15 protein-coding genes and 1 tRNA gene are annotated in these 16629 nt (G+C 66.5%); 4 read left to right on the forward strand and 12 right to left on the reverse strand.

Translation table 11 applies throughout. The features are described from left to right. Window positions 1-5 precede the first annotated feature (5 nt). Window positions 6-1001 carry a magnesium/cobalt transporter CorA gene (gene corA, locus BLT71_RS14860; protein WP_045729655.1) on the forward strand — a complete coding sequence of 332 codons (996 nt, stop codon included), beginning with the start codon at window positions 6-8 and terminating at the stop codon, window positions 999-1001. Window positions 1002-1040: 39 nt separating this feature from the next. On the opposite strand, the gene BLT71_RS14865 is transcribed toward corA, so the two are convergent. The 7 genes from BLT71_RS14865 to galU form a co-directional block, all read right to left on the reverse strand. Then, window positions 1041-1796 carry an NUDIX hydrolase gene (locus BLT71_RS14865; protein WP_091721751.1) on the reverse strand — a complete coding sequence of 252 codons (756 nt, stop codon included), beginning with the start codon at window positions 1794-1796 and terminating at the stop codon, window positions 1041-1043. Beyond that, window positions 1793-2899: an AAA family ATPase gene (locus BLT71_RS14870; protein WP_091721754.1), complete on the reverse strand. Its 1107-nt coding sequence runs from the start codon at window positions 2897-2899 to the stop codon at window positions 1793-1795. The genes BLT71_RS14865 and BLT71_RS14870 overlap by 4 nt, the downstream gene beginning before the upstream one ends. Before the next feature lie 2 nt (window positions 2900-2901). Next, window positions 2902-3564 carry a nicotinamide riboside transporter PnuC gene (gene pnuC, locus BLT71_RS14875; RefSeq protein ID WP_091721756.1) on the reverse strand — a complete coding sequence of 221 codons (663 nt, stop codon included), beginning with the start codon at window positions 3562-3564 and terminating at the stop codon, window positions 2902-2904. Between the two features lie 170 nt (window positions 3565-3734). Next, a tRNA-Ala gene (locus BLT71_RS14880) sits at window positions 3735-3807 on the reverse strand. 133 nt (window positions 3808-3940) lie between these two features. Further along, window positions 3941-4882, reverse strand: a complete 942-nt coding sequence (locus tag BLT71_RS14885) for a hypothetical protein (protein WP_091721759.1) — start codon at window positions 4880-4882, stop codon at window positions 3941-3943. A gap of 105 nt (window positions 4883-4987) precedes the next feature. After that, the gene (locus BLT71_RS14890; protein ID WP_091721761.1) at window positions 4988-5608 is read right to left on the reverse strand and encodes a GNAT family N-acetyltransferase; all 621 of its coding nucleotides are present in this window, start codon (window positions 5606-5608) and stop codon (window positions 4988-4990) included. 4 nt (window positions 5609-5612) lie between these two features. Next, entirely contained in the window at window positions 5613-6518 is a 906-nt protein-coding gene (gene galU / locus BLT71_RS14895) for a UTP--glucose-1-phosphate uridylyltransferase GalU (protein WP_091721764.1), read from the reverse strand. A gap of 103 nt (window positions 6519-6621) precedes the next feature. Here galU and BLT71_RS14900 point away from each other — a divergent pair, with 103 nt between their 5' ends. The 3 genes from BLT71_RS14900 to cpaB all read left to right on the forward strand — a co-directional run bounded on the left by BLT71_RS14900 (window position 6622) and on the right by cpaB (window position 8472). Continuing rightward, on the forward strand, window positions 6622-7242 hold the full coding sequence (locus tag BLT71_RS14900) for a 5-formyltetrahydrofolate cyclo-ligase (protein ID WP_091721766.1): 621 nt from the start codon (window positions 6622-6624) through the stop codon (window positions 7240-7242). A 122-nt stretch (window positions 7243-7364) separates the two neighbouring features. Then, window positions 7365-7625, forward strand: coding sequence for an FmdB family zinc ribbon protein (locus BLT71_RS14905; RefSeq protein ID WP_015937748.1), 261 nt, complete (start codon window positions 7365-7367; stop codon window positions 7623-7625). A 118-nt stretch (window positions 7626-7743) separates the two neighbouring features. Continuing rightward, on the forward strand, window positions 7744-8472 hold the full coding sequence (gene cpaB, locus BLT71_RS14910; protein WP_091721768.1) for a Flp pilus assembly protein CpaB: 729 nt from the start codon (window positions 7744-7746) through the stop codon (window positions 8470-8472). 55 nt (window positions 8473-8527) lie between these two features. On the opposite strand, the gene BLT71_RS14915 is transcribed toward cpaB, so the two are convergent. From BLT71_RS14915 to BLT71_RS14935, 5 genes are all read right to left on the reverse strand, one after another. Further along, entirely contained in the window at window positions 8528-12781 is a 4254-nt protein-coding gene (locus BLT71_RS14915) for a DUF4011 domain-containing protein (RefSeq protein WP_091721771.1), read from the reverse strand. A gap of 166 nt (window positions 12782-12947) precedes the next feature. Further along, complete coding sequence (guaA, locus tag BLT71_RS14920; RefSeq protein ID WP_091721773.1) at window positions 12948-14537, reverse strand: glutamine-hydrolyzing GMP synthase; 1590 nt, start codon at window positions 14535-14537, stop codon at window positions 12948-12950. Between the two features lie 132 nt (window positions 14538-14669). Continuing rightward, a complete protein-coding gene (locus BLT71_RS14925; RefSeq protein ID WP_091721776.1) occupies window positions 14670-15173 on the reverse strand; it encodes a DUF3817 domain-containing protein in 504 nt (167 codons plus the stop codon). Further along, a complete protein-coding gene (locus tag BLT71_RS14930) occupies window positions 15170-16033 on the reverse strand; it encodes an SURF1 family protein (RefSeq protein WP_091721778.1) in 864 nt (287 codons plus the stop codon). The genes BLT71_RS14925 and BLT71_RS14930 overlap by 4 nt, the downstream gene beginning before the upstream one ends. 71 nt (window positions 16034-16104) lie before the next feature. Next, window positions 16105-16593: a PTS sugar transporter subunit IIA gene (locus tag BLT71_RS14935; protein ID WP_091721781.1), complete on the reverse strand. Its 489-nt coding sequence runs from the start codon at window positions 16591-16593 to the stop codon at window positions 16105-16107. Window positions 16594-16629: the final 36 nt, after the last annotated feature.

Here is a 16629-nt window from a genome sequence, read left to right on the forward strand (position 1 = left end):
CCTGAATGACCATCATCGATAACGCCGTGTACGTGGACGGCGCCCGCCATGCGGAGCCGGAAAGCCTTGAGCAGACGTTCGAAACCCTGGCCCGGCACGGCGGCATGGCGTGGATCGGCCTGTACAGGCCCACCGCCGAGGAGATGGCTGCCGTAGCTGCCGAGTTCGGCCTCCACGAACTGGCTGTCGAGGACGCTATCTCGGCACACCAGCGCCCCAAGATGGAACGCTACGACGACAACCTTTTCACCGTCCTGCGGCCCGCGCGCTACCTCGATGCAAGCGAGACCGTGGAGTTCGGCGAACTCCACATCTTCACCGGAAAGAACTTCGTGGTGACCGTCCGGCACGCGGAGATGGCCGGCGTGGCCAGGGTTCGGCAGCGGCTCGAAGCCCGTCCCGAACTCCTGCGGCATGGGCCCGAAGCCGTGCTTTATGCCTTGCTGGACCGTGTGGTGGACGACTATGCCCCCGTGGTGGCCGGGCTGGAAAACGACATCGATGAGATCGAGGACCAGCTGTTCAGCGGCGATAGCAGCGTTTCGCGCCGGATCTACGAACTGGCCCGTGAGGTCATCCAGTTCCAGCGCGCCATCCACCCGTTGCCGGACATGATGCACCAGCTCAAGCGGGGGTTTGCGAAGTACGGAGTGGAAACCGAACTCCAGCACAGCCTGCGGGACGTGGAGGACCACGCCGAGCGTGTCATCTCACGGGCCGATTCCTTCCGGGACCTGTTGCAGAACGCCCTGACCCTGGACGGGACCCTCACCGCCAACCGGCAGAACGAGGCAAGCGCCGAACAGAACGAACAGGTGAAGAAGATTTCGTCCTGGGCAGCAATACTGTTCGCGCCGTCCTTCGTGGCAGGCGTCTACGGCATGAACTTTGACCATATGCCCGAACTCCATTGGGGTTTCGGCTACCCCATGGCGCTGGTCCTGATGGTGGCCGCTGCGGGACTCATGTACGGAATCTTCAAACGCAAGGGCTGGCTGTAGCCAGGCGGTGCCTGAAGAGCCTCCGGCAGGACGCGGGCGTCACTCCTGCCTGGGCCGTGACAGCGGCGGGTGGACATACCGGTCGGTTGCCGTAAACAACGCAGCGGGCGCTCCGCCGGTTGAGGCGCGGGCCTTCCTTCCGGTGTCCTCGAGGTGTGGTGTCATCTTGCGGGTGAAGTTTCCTGCCGCCAGCGGAGCGTTCCACACTGCCTCGTAAACGGTGCGCAGCTGGGTGAGCGTGAACTCTTCGGGGAGGAGCCTGGCCGCGACGGTGGTGTATTCCATCTTGCCTGCGAGCCGCTGCAGGCCCTCCGCAAGGATCTGCGAATGGTCGAAAGCCAAGGATCCGCCGGCGCCGCCGGCAAGCATGTCGTGGACCGGATACCAGTCGGCACCGGCGGCATCGGTCCCGGCCGAGACGGCGGGAAGGGTTGCGCCGTCCGTCGCCAGCAGGACCAGGTGGGCAACGGAAACCACCCGCATCCGGGGGTCGCGCCCGGGGTCGCTGTACGTAGCCAGCTGCTCGAGGTGGACCGGCAGTGTTCCCAGGTCCAGCCCGGTTTCCTCGGAGAGCTCGCGGCCGGCGGCTGCCTCCGCTGATTCCCGGGGTCCGACGAATCCCCCCGGCAGTGCCAGCCGGCCCCTGAAGGGGTGGGAGCCGCGGCGGACCAGGGCGGCGTGGAGGACGCCGCCGTTGACGGCGAAGACCACAAGGTCTGCGGTCAGGGCGACGGAGGGGTAGTCACCGGGCCGGTAGGACTCGAGATAGTCCCGCTCGGCGTTGGAGTCATTCATGCCGGCGCACCTTCCAGGACGGTGCGGGTGGCCCAGGGCGGGGTGGTGAAGCCGTTCCGCTGGGCCAGGACCAGGTCGATGACGTCGGTGGCGGTTTTCATGCGCCGTTCGTGGCTGCCGGTGACCAGGATCCAGGAGTGTCCTTCCGCGGTCAGGGTCTCCTTGAACCATTCGGTTATATCGGCACGGCGGTGCTCGCCTTCCCGCCAGCCGTCGTCTTCGAACGGCACGCCTGCATCGTCGGTGACCAGGTACAGATCACGGCGCGGCAGGGTATCCATGGCGTGATAGGAACCGTAGCTGCGCTCCCCCAGGTAATACCGTTCCCACAAGGTGGTGGCCAAGGCGTCGGTGTCGGCGATGACCAGCGGGCAGGTATCGGCTGCCGTGTTCTCCAGCTGGTTTTGCCGGGCACCGATAACGCTGAAGTCCCGCGCGGTCCACACCATGTCGGCCAGTTCCGCGTCCGGCTTCCAGGCCCGCAGGGCGTCGAACTTTTCGTAGGTGTAGGCGCGGCCGTATTCGGGCACGTCGGCGATCAGCGGGAACCGGGCCCGATAGTGGTCCATCAGGGCCCGTGTGAGGGTGGTGGTGCCGGTGGATTCCGCGCCGACAATGATGATCCTGGTGGCCAGCTCCTGCCGTGCCGGGGCTATCACATACGGCCAGGCCGCGCCGGGGTCGTCGCGGCAGATGGTGCCGCTGATCGGGTAGGTGGTGCGGGACTGGTCGACCAGCACGTGGTCGGCGCCGAAGTAGCCCGCCAGCCGGGCGCCGTAGGCCTCGGAGCTGAAGACGGCGTCGACGGCGGTGATTCCGTGGCACTTCAGGGCCAGGCGCATGAGCTCGTTCTGGGCTTTCCAGATGGCGTCTGAGTGGTAGTCCTCGGGGCAGTCGTTCGGCATGGCGATGACCTGCACGTTGGTGTCTTCGAATTCGGCGGCCAGCCATTTGGCGCGGTCGGCGACGGTGACGGACTCAAAGCGCGTGCCGAGGACAAGGACCGCGACACTTTCGGACTGTGAGGCGGCCGTGGCAATGAGATGGGCGTGGCCGGCGTGGGGAGGGTAGAACTTGCCGATGACCATTGACTGGGTGAACATTCTCAGGCTCCTGCCGGGACGGTGATCAGGGTGGTATTCGCAGCGGCCCGGGTGCGCTTCCAGCCGATGAGCCCGTAAATGCAGAGGGCGAGGAATCCGATGTAGAGGATGGCTGTCAGGGCCAGCCCCCGGCTGAAGTACAGCGGAATGGAGACCACATCGATGAGGATCCAGGCGTACCAGTGCTGGAAGATTTTCTTCGCCTGCCAGTAGGTCGCCACCAGGGAAGCTGTCAGGACAAAGGCATCCGGCCATGGCACCTGGGAGTCGGTGCCGTGGGTCAGGATCATGGCCACGGCAACAGTGCCGGCCAGGGTGGCACCGGTGCCGAGGAGGACTTCCTTGCCGGTGGCGTCCCGGATGGGCAGATCATTGCTGGCCTCGGTGGCGGAGCTGCCGCGGACCCAATTGAACCAGCCATAAACGGCCACTGCAGCGAAGATGACCTGAAGGACCGTTTCGCCGTAGAGGCCGGCACCCAGGAAGAGAATGATGAACGCAACGTTGTTCAGAATTCCCACCGGCCAGTTCCACAGCTTCTGCTTCGCGACGCCGTAGACGCACGCGGCGCCGGTGACGAAGCCGATGACCTCGATCCAGCTCACGGGAGAGCCGAGGAGATCTGGCACTGCGGTGGAGTTCATCCAGTCGAGTAGGGCCGTCATCGCCACTTCCTTTCCTAATTATCAATCCGATAATTACAACCTAGCGGGTAATTATCAAACTGACAACTCTGGTCCAAAGAACGGCGGCGCACTTTCCCCGCTGTGCCCGATGTTGCCTGGAAACGACAAAGGCCATCCCGGAGGGATGGCCTTTGATGAAACGAAAACTGTGGAGCTAAGGAGATTCGAACTCCTGACCTCTTCGATGCGAACGAAGCGCTCTACCAACTGAGCTATAGCCCCGGAACGGTGCGACCTTTTGGCGGGATCTGAACCGGTGACCCTAGGCTACACATTTTTCCTGTCCCAATGCCAACCGACGTTCCCGGCACCGTGAAGGCCCGCGCTGGCGGGCGTCGTCGGGTCCCTGTGGGGACTAAGCCCTGCGGCGCTGCAGGACGTCGTCGAGGTTGCTGAGCGCGCTCTGCGCCTTGGTGAGCTGCTGGGCGTCAGCAGGTGCAGCGCCGGCCGCTCCCGCCGTGTTTCCGGCCGCGCCCTGCTTCAGCGACGGCTTGCCGACGGCTTTCGGCGCCTCGGGAAGCTCAAGCGGCTTGGGCTCCGGCCGCTCGGCCTTGGCAGCCTCCACGTAAACAGGCTTGGGGACCTCAACAGGCTCCCAGGGCGTGCTGGAGGGAACGTCCGACGCCGGGGCTGCCGCGCTGGTATCGCCCGCGGCCACGGCTACGGCAATGGCTGCTTCACGCAGCTCGACGGCGGTCAGCGGCTTGGCCTGGGGTTTGTGGGCCTCGGCGTCGAAAAGCGGGCTGTCCGGCCGGGGAGGCACCGGTGCGGTTTCCGGCTTAGGCGGAATCCGGTCAACGGGGACAGCTGTCCTGGACGGGGCGCTCATGGCTGAGCGGAACGCTGCGTTGACCTTTTCCTTGCGGCTCCGGACAGCGAGGGTGCGGAGAAGAACGACGCACGCCGCCGTGAGCGCCACGCAGGACAGCGGCAGGACCGCGGAACCGAGGCCGAAGGGGAGCAGGACGCCGGAGACGAACGCCGTGATGAGCGAGAGCAACCCGACGAGTGCAATGGATGTGCGCCCGTAGTGGATGCGCAGCCGCCCATTGGCTGCGCCGGTGGCCCCGGCAGCGGCCGCGGGCTTGGCAGCGGGTGCGGCGCTCTTCCTCGTATCCATCGTTTTCTCCTGCTTGGCGGCGACGTTCAGAACCATGCCTTGCGGCCGTTCCGGTTTCTCCTCTGCGGGTGTGTCCGCCGTGAAATCGCCGGCGGGCTGGAACTGGTGCCTGCGGTTCCGGAGGACGTAAGGGGCAACCCACACGATCCAGAGCACGACAGCAACCACAAGGATCACAGAGCTGCTAAGGGGGAAGTCCACACTCAAAACCGTATGAGTATCACCACTGCCACAGTGGCATTGGCTGCGGTGTGTCGCAGGGCGGTTGCCAAATGAGTGGAATTAAGACGGCCGGGACGACATCCAACGCGGCAACAGGCCGTCCGGGACTTCTTCGGAGGTCAGCGCAAAGGACCGGTGGTCAGCCCACTCACCGTTGATGTGAAGATAGCGGGGCCGGTACCCTTCGTCGCGGAAGCCCAGCTTCTCCACCACCCGCAGGCTGGGTCCGTTTTCTGGCCGGATGTTGATTTCCATCCGATGCAGCCCAAGGGTCTGGAAGCAGTGGTCTGTCACCAGGGCCACCGCCGTGGGAGCAATCCCCCGGCCCGCCCGGGCCTGGTCCACCCAATAACCCAGCGTGGCCATCATTGCCGAGCCCCAGAGGATGGATGACACCGTCAGCTGGCCCACGATGTGCGGGGTCCGGCTGCCGGCCACCCGCTCCGTAATGAGGAACGGCAACGCCGTGGACTGGGCCGCCTGGGAATTCAGCGAACGTACCATTTGCCGGTAGTCCGGCAACCCTCCGCGCGGATCCGGATTGGACGCTTCCCACGGCGCAAGCCACTGGCTGTTCCGTGACCGCACTTCAGTCCATTCTTTCCGGTCGCGGTAGCGGATGGGCCGCAGGACCAGGTCACCGCACTCAAGCGTGGCCGGCCAGATGGGACCGAAGCGCACGATGCTACTTGGAAAGTTGGGCGGCGAAGCCCGGCAACCACTCCCGCAGGCCTGGGCCCAGGTCATCACTGTCGACGGCCAGCTGCACGCAGGCCTTCAGGTAGCTCAGTTTGTCGCCGGTGTCGTAGCGGCGGCCGCGGAAGATCACGCCGTAGACGCCGTAGCCTTCGCCCTCGCCGGTGGCAAGTTCCTGCAGGGCGTCGGTCAGCTGGATCTCGCCACCGCGGCCGGGGCCGGTTTCCTCCAGCACGTCGAAGACGGCGGGGTGCAGCACATAGCGGCCGATGACTGCCAGGTTGGACGGTGCCTCGTCCGCTGCAGGCTTCTCAACGAGCCTGTTGATCCGGACGTAGCCTTCGCCGTCGATCTCTTCGATGTCCGCGCAGCCGTAGGCGCTGATCTGGGACGGATCCACTTCGATCAGCGCAACCACCGAACCGCCGGTCTTGGCCTGCACGTCGATCATGGTTCCCAGGAGCTCGTCCCGGGCATCAATCAGGTCATCACCGAGGAGCACGGCAAAAGGCTCATTGCCCACATGCTGGCGGGCCCGCAGCACGGCGTGACCGAGCCCGTTGGGGTCGCCCTGGCGGACGTAGTGGATGTCGCCGAGGTTGCTGGCGGCCTGGATGGACTCCAGCTTCTTGGTGTCACCCTTGTCCGAGAGGGTGGACTCAAGCGACGGGACACGGTCAAAGTGGTCCTCGAGCGCCCGCTTGTTGCGTCCCGTAATCATCAGGACATCGTTGAGTCCGACGCCAACGGCTTCCTCCACGACGTACTGGATGGCAGGCTTGTCCACCACCGGAAGCATTTCCTTGGGCATAGCCTTGGTGGCGGGAAGGAACCGGGTACCCAGCCCCGCAGCGGGGATGACGGCTTTGCGAACTCTCGGGTTACTGGTAGTCACCGGACTAATCTAGCGTCAGCGGCAAGCATTAAGTAATCAGCGGTCCGGCCCCGGCGCCGACCTGCACATGAACCCGCCGCCCGCGGCGATGGAGGGAAAACCCATGACTGAACATCAGACCGGTGCCAAGGACGGCATTCGGGCTGCCCACCGTGCCCGCCGCGCGGAACTCTCGCCGGCGGCTCTGGAGGAGGCGGGCAACGCCCTGGCGGAACATGGCACAGCCTGGGCCGGCTCCCTTGCGGACGGCGCGGCCGCAACCTTCTGCGTCTACCTGGGCGTCGGCGTCGAACCCCCTACCCTGCCGCTGATCCAGGCCCTCCACGCCCGCGGACACCGGGTCCTCCTGCCGGTGTGCGAACCGGCGCGCGAACTGAGCTGGGTGTTCTGGTCTCCCGGCATCCCCTTTGCGCGCAGCCGGTACGCGCCCGTCATGGAACCCGACGGGCCGCGACACGGGCCGGATGTGGCCGGTGGGGCGTCCGGGCTGTTCATCCCGGCCACGGCCGTTGACCTTTCCGGTAACCGGATCGGCCAGGGCGGAGGCTACTACGACAAGTTCCTGGGCCATTTGGACACTGCCGGGAAGCATATTCCGCTTGCCGCTGTTATCTACGACGAAGAACTCCTGCCTGCCGGGCGGATCCCCGCCGAGGAGTTCGACCGTCCCGTTCCGGCCGTCCTGACTCCGGGCGGACTGCGGGTCCTGGCAGGCGCTCTCTGAACCCGGGACGCTGGTGGACGGGGATGATAGAATTAGCACTCAGGCCCTGCGACTGCTAACGGACCACCACTGGAACGGATGGCAGCACGGGACCTCTCGTTTGCCCAAGAGGAGGAGCACCAGTGCCAACATATGCTTACGCCTGCAAGGATTGCGGCCATGCTTTTGACATCGTCCAGTCATTCTCGGACAGTTCGCTGACGTCCTGCCCGGAATGCGAAGGCACGCTGCGCAAGAAGTTCAACAGCGTTGGCGTCGTCTTCAAGGGATCGGGCTTCTACCGCACCGACTCCCGCGACTCCAAGGGCAGCACCGTCTCCGCAGCACCCGCGGCCCCGGCAGCCCCTGCTCCGGCACCCGCACCGGCGGCTGCCGCCAGCTGACACCGGCCCCCACCACACTCGGGCTGACCGCGGCCCCGCTCCTGTTGGCAGCACCATGTTGTCCACATAGGATCGGGGCCGCTGTCGTCTGCCATGCCTGCCCGCCTAGCGTGAAGGCATGCCTGCACATCCCGTCCGTGCCCACCGCAGACCGCCTGTCTTCCAAGCCAAAAAGGGAGCTGCCTCGTCCCGGCGCGGCAGCCCGCTGACCCGTATGGGCGGGTTGCTCAACCGCAACCGGCGCCTCGCTGTTGCCCTGCTGCTCTGCGCAGCGGCGTCCATGACCGTCCACCAGCTCACCCCTGCGCCGGCCGACACTGCCACAGCCCTGTCCGCAGCGAGGGACCTGCCCGCCGGAACGGCTGTCACGGCCTCTGACCTTGTTCCGGTGCGGGTACCGCCAGGCCTGCTGTCCGAGGGCGTGCTGAGTGAGCAGACTGAGGCGGAAGGCAAACAGTTGGCAACGCCGCTGCGAAAAGGGCAGCTGGTCACCGATGTCCAGCTCCTGGGTCCCGGGCTGCTCACCGGCACTCCCCCGGGATCGGCTGCCGTTCCGTTGCGGATGGCCGATGCCTCGTCCATCCAATTGGTTTCGCCCGGGCAACTGGTGAACATCGTCCTGACATCCGGGAACGGGTTCGACCGACAGGGACCCTCGGAAGTCCTGGCCGCGGGAGTCCCCGTCCTCTGGACCGCTGCCAAAGGTGGCCAGGGCGGACAATGGTTGGGCACCGCCGAAACCGACGGGCTGATCGTGGTGGCAGCCACCGCTGAACAGTCAGCACGGCTGGCCGGGGCGTCCACGCAGGGCAAGTTGTTCTTCGTCCTGGTGGGACCGCCGTCGTGACCGGCCCTGCCTTGCCCGGCAGGGCCTGCCATCACGTCGGCAGCGCTATTGGCCGTCAGCCCCAGTGCGGGGGCTTCTGCTCCTTCAACCACGCGTCGTGGTCGTCGTCGCGATCGCCCCAGGCCCGCGGGTCATCTTCCGCGGCGGTCTTGGGCAGTACGTCCTCTACTTGGCCGCGCGCAGCCGGTGAGCCGGCCTCTTCCGCGTCCGCGGCATCGCCAGAACTTGCGGCGCTCCCGGTATCGGTCGCGTCCACGGTGCTCTCAACATCCTCGGCGTTCACGGCATCTTGTGGCGTCACGGCATCATTCGGGGTCACGGTGCCCGCCTCCTCACTGTCTGGTCCTGCAACGGCGTCATCGGCGCCGCCTGAATCGGAATCGTCCCGGGATTCGTGGCGTTCCTCGCCCCGCGCGGCGTCACGCCGGAACCCTGACCCATGCGTGCCCGCGTACGGGACCGAAGCGGGCTGCGCAGCGTCGATTCCATTCAGCGCCTGATGGACGTCGTCGTCAAGGAAACCGGCGGACTCGGCAGAGCGGCCCGGAAGAACCACCCGTTCCAGCCCCAAGTACCCTGCAATCCGGTCCGCACAGGCCGAAGGATCAGTGAACACCTCAATGGTCCACAGCGGCATGTACCGCCACCCCAGCCGCTCCAGCATCTGCGGGCGCAGCCGGCTGCGCTCACGGACACTCATGGTGCGGTACTGCTCGGTGCCGTCGGACTCGATCGCCACCGGCCAGGGAAGGTCTGCCTCATCCTGGCCCATGGTGCCCAGCGGGTCTGCGGCCGCCACCACGTCGATGACGCCGTCGTACTGGTGCCACACCCGGGCGCCGCGGGCACGAAGCCTGTCGCCGAGGTCGGCAACAAGCGGGTCGGCTCCGAGCGCCTGCTCGCTGGCAGCCGCCCGGGACGCCGGAGTGCCGAGGTCGGTGTTCCCCGAAATCTCCCGGTCAAGCAGCGCGTACAGGTCCAGAGCACCGTACGCCAGCCTGGTCTGGTCCAGGTCCTCCGGGCGGAAGCACGTCAGGACGTGGATGGAACGGCGGGCACGGGTCATGGCCAGCGCGAACTTCTCCCTGCCGCCCTCGGCGGACAGCGGGCCGAAGTTGTGAAGGGCCCGCCCATGCGGTGTGCGCCCGTAGCCGGGCGAGAAAATGACATGGTCACGCACCAGGCCCTGTGCCCGTTCAAGGTCAACAACCCGGAAGGACTCCGGCCCCGCTCCGAAGAAACTGGCCAGCCCGGGGTAGTTCGGCAACTGGAGCCGGATGGACTCGCCGATCCTCGCGGCATGCCGCAGGCTTGCTGTGACAACCGCCAGGGACGTCCTGGGCCGCAGCCGAGCGTGCTCGAACACCAGCTCCACCACGCGGTTGACCTCAGCCACCACAGACTCCACGCCCTCGTGGTCGGCGCTGGGCAGGCCGGTGCCGTCCGGCAAGTACTCCACGAGCAAGGACCGGTCCAGCCCGGTGGCCGACTGGCCCTCTGGAAGGCGGCGGAGGCCGCCGTCGTAGAAGTTCCTGCTCAGCTGCAGTACCAGGTCCTCGTCCACACCCCGGTAGACGTTGGTGAGCTGCCACACCGGCAACACGGCGGAGAGGGCCTTGAAGGCGCTCTCGACCCGCTGGTGCGCGGACTCGCCGGGCGCGAGCCGCTCCACCCCCACGGTGAAGCTGCGGGGACTGGCGATCCGGGCATCGCCGAAGGCAATGACCTGCCGGGCGCGGGCGATGGAAGGCAGGACCGCCTGCAGGCTGGTGGCTTCGGCGTCGAGGATCACCACGGCGTCGAAGTGCTGTTCCGCGGGCAGCAGCCCGCTCATGAGGTAGGGGCTCACCGACCAGACGGGAACCAGCGTGCCGATCAGGTCCGGCGCCTGGGCGGTCAGCGCCGGCAGTGAGACCCGTCCGTCCTTGAGCAGGCTGCGCAGGAGGCCTGCCTGCCGGGGCTGGTCCCCGATGGCTTCCCTCCAGCGCTCGGCCAGGTCCCAGCGCAGGCGTGCCGCCCCGCTGGCGATGTGGGCGTTGTCCGCGAGGCGGTACTCGGCTTCGAGCTGGCGCAGGGCATCGCCGTCGGACATTGCGAGGTAGTCGTCGCCGCTGATCATGGCCTCGAGGGCTGACTGCCACCAGGCCAGTTCAAGTTCAGCAGCCACCGATCCGGCGGGAACCTCACGTTCGGCGAGGTCGGCCAGGAGCTCGCCGAGGCCGTGCTCGCGCATGTTCTCCACGAGGAGCGTCCGTTCGGGGAGCGTCTTGAGCGTGTCAGTATCGGCGACCAGCCGTTCCAGCCGCTCCAGGAGGTCTTCGTAGCGCACGGTGGACAGCGCCCCGCCCCCGGCTGTGTGCTTCAGGCATTCACCAAGGCTCGCGAGCTCCTGGTCCAGCTCGCGGTACAGGGCGTTCATCTCCGCCAGCCCGGACGGGACGGCAGGGTGCCGCTGGGTGGTGGCGTAGCCTGCCCAGCGGACCCGCTGTTCCTGGACCAGGACCAGGGACGTGTGCAGGTCTGCGATGTGGACGCCCGGCCGGACGTACTCCTTGGCCACCCGTCGGAGCCGCGACCGCTGCATGGAGGTCATCTCGATCCCGCGTTCACGCCGCCACGCCGAGGGTGCGGTGGCGGAAATGAGGTCGGTGACCGGCCGGTCGAAGATATCCGGCGTGAACTTATCCAGGCTTCCACGCACGGCGACCAGCAGCTCCAGCTGTTCGCCCCACTCGGCGAACGATTCACCAAGACGGATTTCCGCGTGCTCGGCCACGGCGTTCATCCGCTCCCGGAGCACGGGCAGGCTCTTTGCGATGGCCCGGACCAGGTCCTGGGCTTCTTCCGTTTCCTTGCGCGTCAGGAGCCGGGCGCCATGCCACGGGCTGGTGGTGGACGCCTTGCTGAAACTGCCCAGCTCTGCTGCACGCTGCAACCGGCCGGCGAGTTCCTCGCGGTCGCGGATGCTGTCCAGGACGCTTCGCTTCAGCCGCACAGTGGTGGCGGGTGCGGGATGGATGGAGGTCAGCTCGGCCAGCGACTGCATGGCCTGGTAGGGCGAGCAGCCCCACCGGTCGCGGACATTGTGCAGGGACGCCACATGGTCCATCAGCGCGTGGCGGTGTTCGGTCAGCGTGCTGTGCAGGTTCCCCAGCTGTGGCTTGAGGGACTTTTCGTTCCGGACAATGGCGCGGACCAGCTGGGACTTCAGCTGCTGCGCGGTGACGTTCCCGGACAACTGGAACAGGATCGAGTCGAGGCCCAGGGCTTCGAGCTGGCCGGACACCTCGTTCAGGCTGGCGCGCCGGTCCCCCACCACCAGGACGGTCCGGCCGGCGTCCACCAGGGCGCCGATAGTGTTGATGGCTGTTTGAGTCTGCCCTGTCCCGGGCGGGCTGCTGACCACCAGCGAGTCGCCGGCGCGGGCGGCGTCCACCACGTACTGCTGGTCAGTGTCCGCGTCCAGGAGGAGCAGTTCGTCCTGGGGATGCCGGCTGTCCAGCGGCGGGAAGCGGGCCGGGTCCGGGGCCTCGACATCCACCACTTCCCCGCCGCCGGCCGTGGCCAGGGCGGAGACAACCGGGTTGGAGTCATTGATCCACGGGTCGTCAAGGTTCCCGGAGAGGTCCGCGAACGTGGACACCAGCAGGTTGTGCTGCGCTTCGGCGCCGTGGATGGGGCGGATGAGGGTGGAAAGCCGGTCCAGGACGGGCTGCGGATCGAAACGCGCTGTGCTGTACGCGAGGCGGGTGACGGCGTTGACGTCAAAGACAATGCCGTGGACAGACTTCAGGTGGCGGACCAACGCGGGGTTGATATGTGCCTGCTCCGTCAGCTGGAGCTCGTAGTCGTCTTCCCCGGGCCGGACGGTAAGGGAGATCGCTGTGAGCATGACGGGCGCGGAAACCCGTTGCGGTTTACCTCCGACGGCGGAGGTCCACACCACGGTGCCCGCGGAGAGGTACCCGGCGTCGATGCCGCGGTCATTGGACAGTTCGAAGATCTTGGACCGGATGTTGCGGGATGCCCTGGCTGCCACCACATACTGCTGCTGATCGCGGATCAGTGTGGACAGGCGTGTGCGGCGCCCGGCCATGAGCTGGGCCAGGCCTGAGGGGTGGGCCGAGGTGAGGTCTATGGAACCTTCGGGCGTCTTGGTGAAGCGCAGCATTGTGTCTGCCCCGGTGACGGGTTTGAGCCCGGACAGCCATTTACGAAGCTCTTCCGAGCCTTCCGGGTGGCCTTGACCAACTGACACTTCTGCCTTCTTTTCTGCGTTTGCACGTGACGCCCTGGACCATACCGGCATAGGTTCGAGAGTAGCCGCTTCCGCGGCCGGACTGAGAGACCGCAACACTGGAGCCGCGAAATAGGGGAGATTTCACAGGCGGATCCCGGGAGATTCACCACCGTGGCCCAGGCGCCAAGACAAAAGTGGCCGGCCTCCGTCAACGGAGGCCGGCCACTTCAGGATGCTATTCCCACTCGATGGTTCCCGGTGGCTTGCTGGTGACGTCCAGCACGACACGGTTGACGCCGTCCACCTCATTGGTGATCCGGTTGGAGATCCGGGCCAGGAGGTCATAGGGCAGGCGTGACCAGTCAGCCGTCATGGCGTCTTCGGACGAGACCGGGCGCAGGACGATGGGGTGGCCGTAGGTGCGGCCGTCGCCCATGACGCCGACGCTGCGGACATCTGCCAGCAGCACGACGGGCATCTGCCACACCTCGTTGTCCAGGCCTGCGGCGGTCAGCTCGGCGCGGGCGATGGCGTCGGCCTTGCGCAGCAGGTCCAGGCGTTCCTTGGTGACGTCGCCGACGATCCGGATGCCCAGGCCGGGGCCCGGGAACGGCTGGCGTCCCACGATCTCCTGGGGCAGTCCCAGCTGGGCGCCCACGGCGCGGACCTCGTCCTTGAACAGGGCCCGCAGCGGCTCCACGAGCTCGAACTGCAGGTCCTCGGGGAGGCCGCCCACGTTGTGGTGGCTCTTGATGTTTGCTGCACCTTCGCCGCCGCCGGATTCGACGACGTCAGGGTACAGGGTGCCCTGGACCAGGAACTTGATCTTCTCACCGTGCGCGGCGGCCTCGGCGATGATGGCCAGTTCGGCTTCTTCGAAGGCGCGGATGAACTCGCGGCCGATGATCTTGCGCTTGGTTTCGGGATCGCTCACGCCGGCCAGTGCGGTGAGGAAGCGTTCCTGCTCGTTCGCGATGTAGAGCTTGACGCCGGTGGCAGCAACGAAGTCGCGTTCCACCTGCTCAGCTTCGCCTTCGCGGAGCAGGCCGTGGTCAACGAACACACAGGTGAGCTGGTCGCCCACGGCGCGCTGGACCAGGGCAGCTGCGACTGCGGAATCGACGCCGCCGGAGAGGCCGCAGATGACCCGGGCATCGCCGATCTGGTTGCGGATGCGCTCAATCTGCTCTTCGAGGATGTTCCCCGTGGTCCAGTTGGGCTCGATCTTGGCGCCCTTGAAGAGGAAGTTCTCCAGCACCTGCTGGCCGTAGGCCGAGTGCTTGACCTCGGGGTGCCACTGCACGCCGTAGAGGCACTTTTCTTCGTTGGCGAAGGCTGCAACCTCGGCGCCGGCCGTCGTGGCCAGGACCTCGAAGCCGTCCGGGGCCGCGTGGACGGAGTCGCCGTGGCTCATCCAGGTGTTCTGGTGCTGGGGCATGCCCTCAAGCACGGAGCGTCCCTCGCCCAGGATGGTGGTCTGGGTGGAGCCGTATTCCCGGAGGCCGGTCTTGTCCACCTTGCCACCAAGGGCGTTGGCCATGGCCTGGAAGCCGTAGCAGATGCCAAAGACGGGTACGCCGGCTTCGAAGAGGTCGGCACCCACGCTGGGGGCGCCGTCGGCATAAACGCTGGAAGGTCCGCCGGAAAGGATGATCGCGGCGGGGTTCTTGGCGAGGAGCTGTTCGGTGGTGTAGGTATGCGGAACCACTTCCGAATACACATTCGCTTCCCGGACGCGGCGGGCAATCAGCTGCGCGTACTGGGCTCCATAGTCAACAACCAGCACCGGCTTCTGGGAAGTCTGGGATGCAGTGGGAGTAGTCACTGTAATAGCCTACGTTGCGGCGTTGCACCGGCGCACCTTGAGACGCCGCGCTGTGACGGAGCAAACGTCCGACGGCGGGTGGGCGGCACAGCTGCTGGCGAGGCAGCGCCGTGGTTCAGGCCTGCCGGGATTTCAGTAGCGCTGCGGCGCCTGCGGGTTCGCGGCGAGCTCGGCTTCCACCTCGGCATGGAACTTCTTCTCCACGATGAAGGAGAGGAACGGGACCACGCCGCCCAGTGCCAGCAGGATCAGCTTGAGGAACGGCCAGCGCATGAGCGACCAGAGCCGGAAGTTTGAAATCAGATACACCACGTACATCCAGCCGTGGACGATCAGCACCGTGATGGACAGGTTGACGCCGTTGAGGACTCCCGGCGGCTCGGCGTCGGCAAAACCGAAGCCGAAGGGCTGGCCGGTGGTGGCGTTGGTGCCACCGGCGAAGAGGTACTGCCCGAAGCCGTACCGTGCCACGAGCTCGGCGCACAGGAGCAGCAGCATGGCACCGGTCAGGTAGGCCAGCACCTTGTAGAACTTCAGGGCCGACCGGATCTGCGCTTCGGTGCCGCCGAACCGGCGCTTCCTGGGGGCGGCCTTCCCGGCCGTTTCGTTTCCGGTGGCCGGCTTCGGATCAATCATGGCTGTACCTTTTGCTCGGTGTGTTCAGGCTGCCGGGTGGTCCCTGGCTGCTGTTCTGGTTCATGCGGTTCGGCATGGCCCTCGAGGGCATCTTCGAGGTCCCGGTGGTAATCGTCCTTGACCAGGCGCCACCAGATGAAGAATGCGAACCCGGCAAAGACCACCCATTCCAGGGAGTAGAAGAGGTTGAGCCAGTTGATCTGCTGTGCGGGCGGCTGCGGACCGATCTCCAGCGGCAGGAGGTCCCCCGGGACGGCGGCAGCGCTGACGTCCGCTCCCCCGGCAACCTCGGCGGTGGCCGCCACGAAGCCCGGGTAGCTGCTGATTTCCCAATCGTTGATGAGTTCCGCCACGGAGACCGCCGTTGCTTCGCCGGGGTTGGCGGCCTTAGCGGCCACGGGCGCTTCGGAGGGCAGGAGCCGTCCGGTTACCTGCACGGGGCCCGACGGCGGCGCGGTCGCGTCAGCGGCGTCGGCCACCCATCCGCGGGCCACAGGGATCCAGGTCCGGGGCGACACAGCGGCACCGGTCAGCGCGGGTGCGCCGTCCACCGCGAAAGCGGAGACAACCCAGTAGCCGGTCTTCCCGTCGTGCAGGCGCCCGGGGACCAGGACCTGCTTGGCAGGATCATAGGTTCCGGTGGCACTGACCATCTGGTCGGCGTCGGACCCGTGGAAGAACTCGCCGGGCTGGAGGGTGTCAGTCAGCGGCTGGACCTTCTCGGTGTCCGGATTCACCGGCATTTCCGGGCTGGTGGAGCGGCCGAACTGCCACTGGCTCAGCAGCACGAAGACCCCGGACACGGCGATCGCAAAGATGAATCCCGCAATCCATCGGGGCTTAAGGGCTGTTTTCCACACGTCTTAACCGTACTTCGTAGTTCTGTAGAACAACTAAACGCCGGAGCTGCGGGCACGCCCGCCGGCTCCGGTCAGTGGTCGAAGAACACCAGGCTGGAGTTGATGAGTTCGGCGATCACTTCGGCGTCGTAGGCCCGGCGCAGCGATTCGCGGAACGATTCCTTGGACAGCGAGCGCGCCAGCGTGGCCAGGACCTCGAGGTGGTCCGAGAAGGAACTGGCGGGGGTGGCGATGAGCAGGATCACGGTGGCCGGGCCGTCGGCGGCGCCGAAGTCCAGGGCATGGCCATACTTGGTGATGCCCACGGCGATGGAGGTGCGGGTGACGAACTCGCTGCGCGCATGCGGCAGGCCGATGCCGCCCGGGAGTCCGGTGGCGAGCTGGTGTTCCCTGGCATTGACATGCCGGAGGAACCCGTCGAGGTCGGACACCCTGCCGGCAGCGAACAACCGCTCGGACAGTTGAGTGGCGGCGTCGTCCTTGTCCGTGGCCTCCAACTCCAGGATGACCATGTCCGGGGTGGTGAGTTCGGCGTCGTACGGGTCAAGCGGTTCCGCCAAGGCGTGTCCCTTCAGTCAGCAGCGCCGGCCATCCAC

The organism is Pseudarthrobacter equi, assembly GCF_900105535.1.
GTDB lineage: Bacteria > Actinomycetota > Actinomycetes > Actinomycetales > Micrococcaceae > Arthrobacter > Arthrobacter equi.

Bases quoted from the DNA above. Each gene is read 5' to 3' on its own strand.
- corA (WP_045729655.1), top strand. From the start codon at position 6: ATGACCATCATCGATAACGCCGTGTACGTGGACGGCGCCCGCCATGCG.
- BLT71_RS14865 (WP_091721751.1), bottom strand. From the start codon at position 1,796: ATGAATGACTCCAACGCCGAGCGGGACTATCTCGAGTCCTACCGGCCC.
- BLT71_RS14870 (WP_091721754.1), bottom strand. From the start codon at position 2,899: ATGTTCACCCAGTCAATGGTCATCGGCAAGTTCTACCCTCCCCACGCC.
- pnuC (WP_091721756.1), bottom strand. From the start codon at position 3,564: ATGACGGCCCTACTCGACTGGATGAACTCCACCGCAGTGCCAGATCTC.
- BLT71_RS14900 (WP_091721766.1), top strand. From the start codon at position 6,622: ATGACTGAACATCAGACCGGTGCCAAGGACGGCATTCGGGCTGCCCAC.
- cpaB (WP_091721768.1), top strand. From the start codon at position 7,744: ATGCCTGCACATCCCGTCCGTGCCCACCGCAGACCGCCTGTCTTCCAA.
- BLT71_RS14915 (WP_091721771.1), bottom strand. From the start codon at position 12,781: ATGCCGGTATGGTCCAGGGCGTCACGTGCAAACGCAGAAAAGAAGGCA.
- BLT71_RS14925 (WP_091721776.1), bottom strand. From the start codon at position 15,173: ATGATTGATCCGAAGCCGGCCACCGGAAACGAAACGGCCGGGAAGGCC.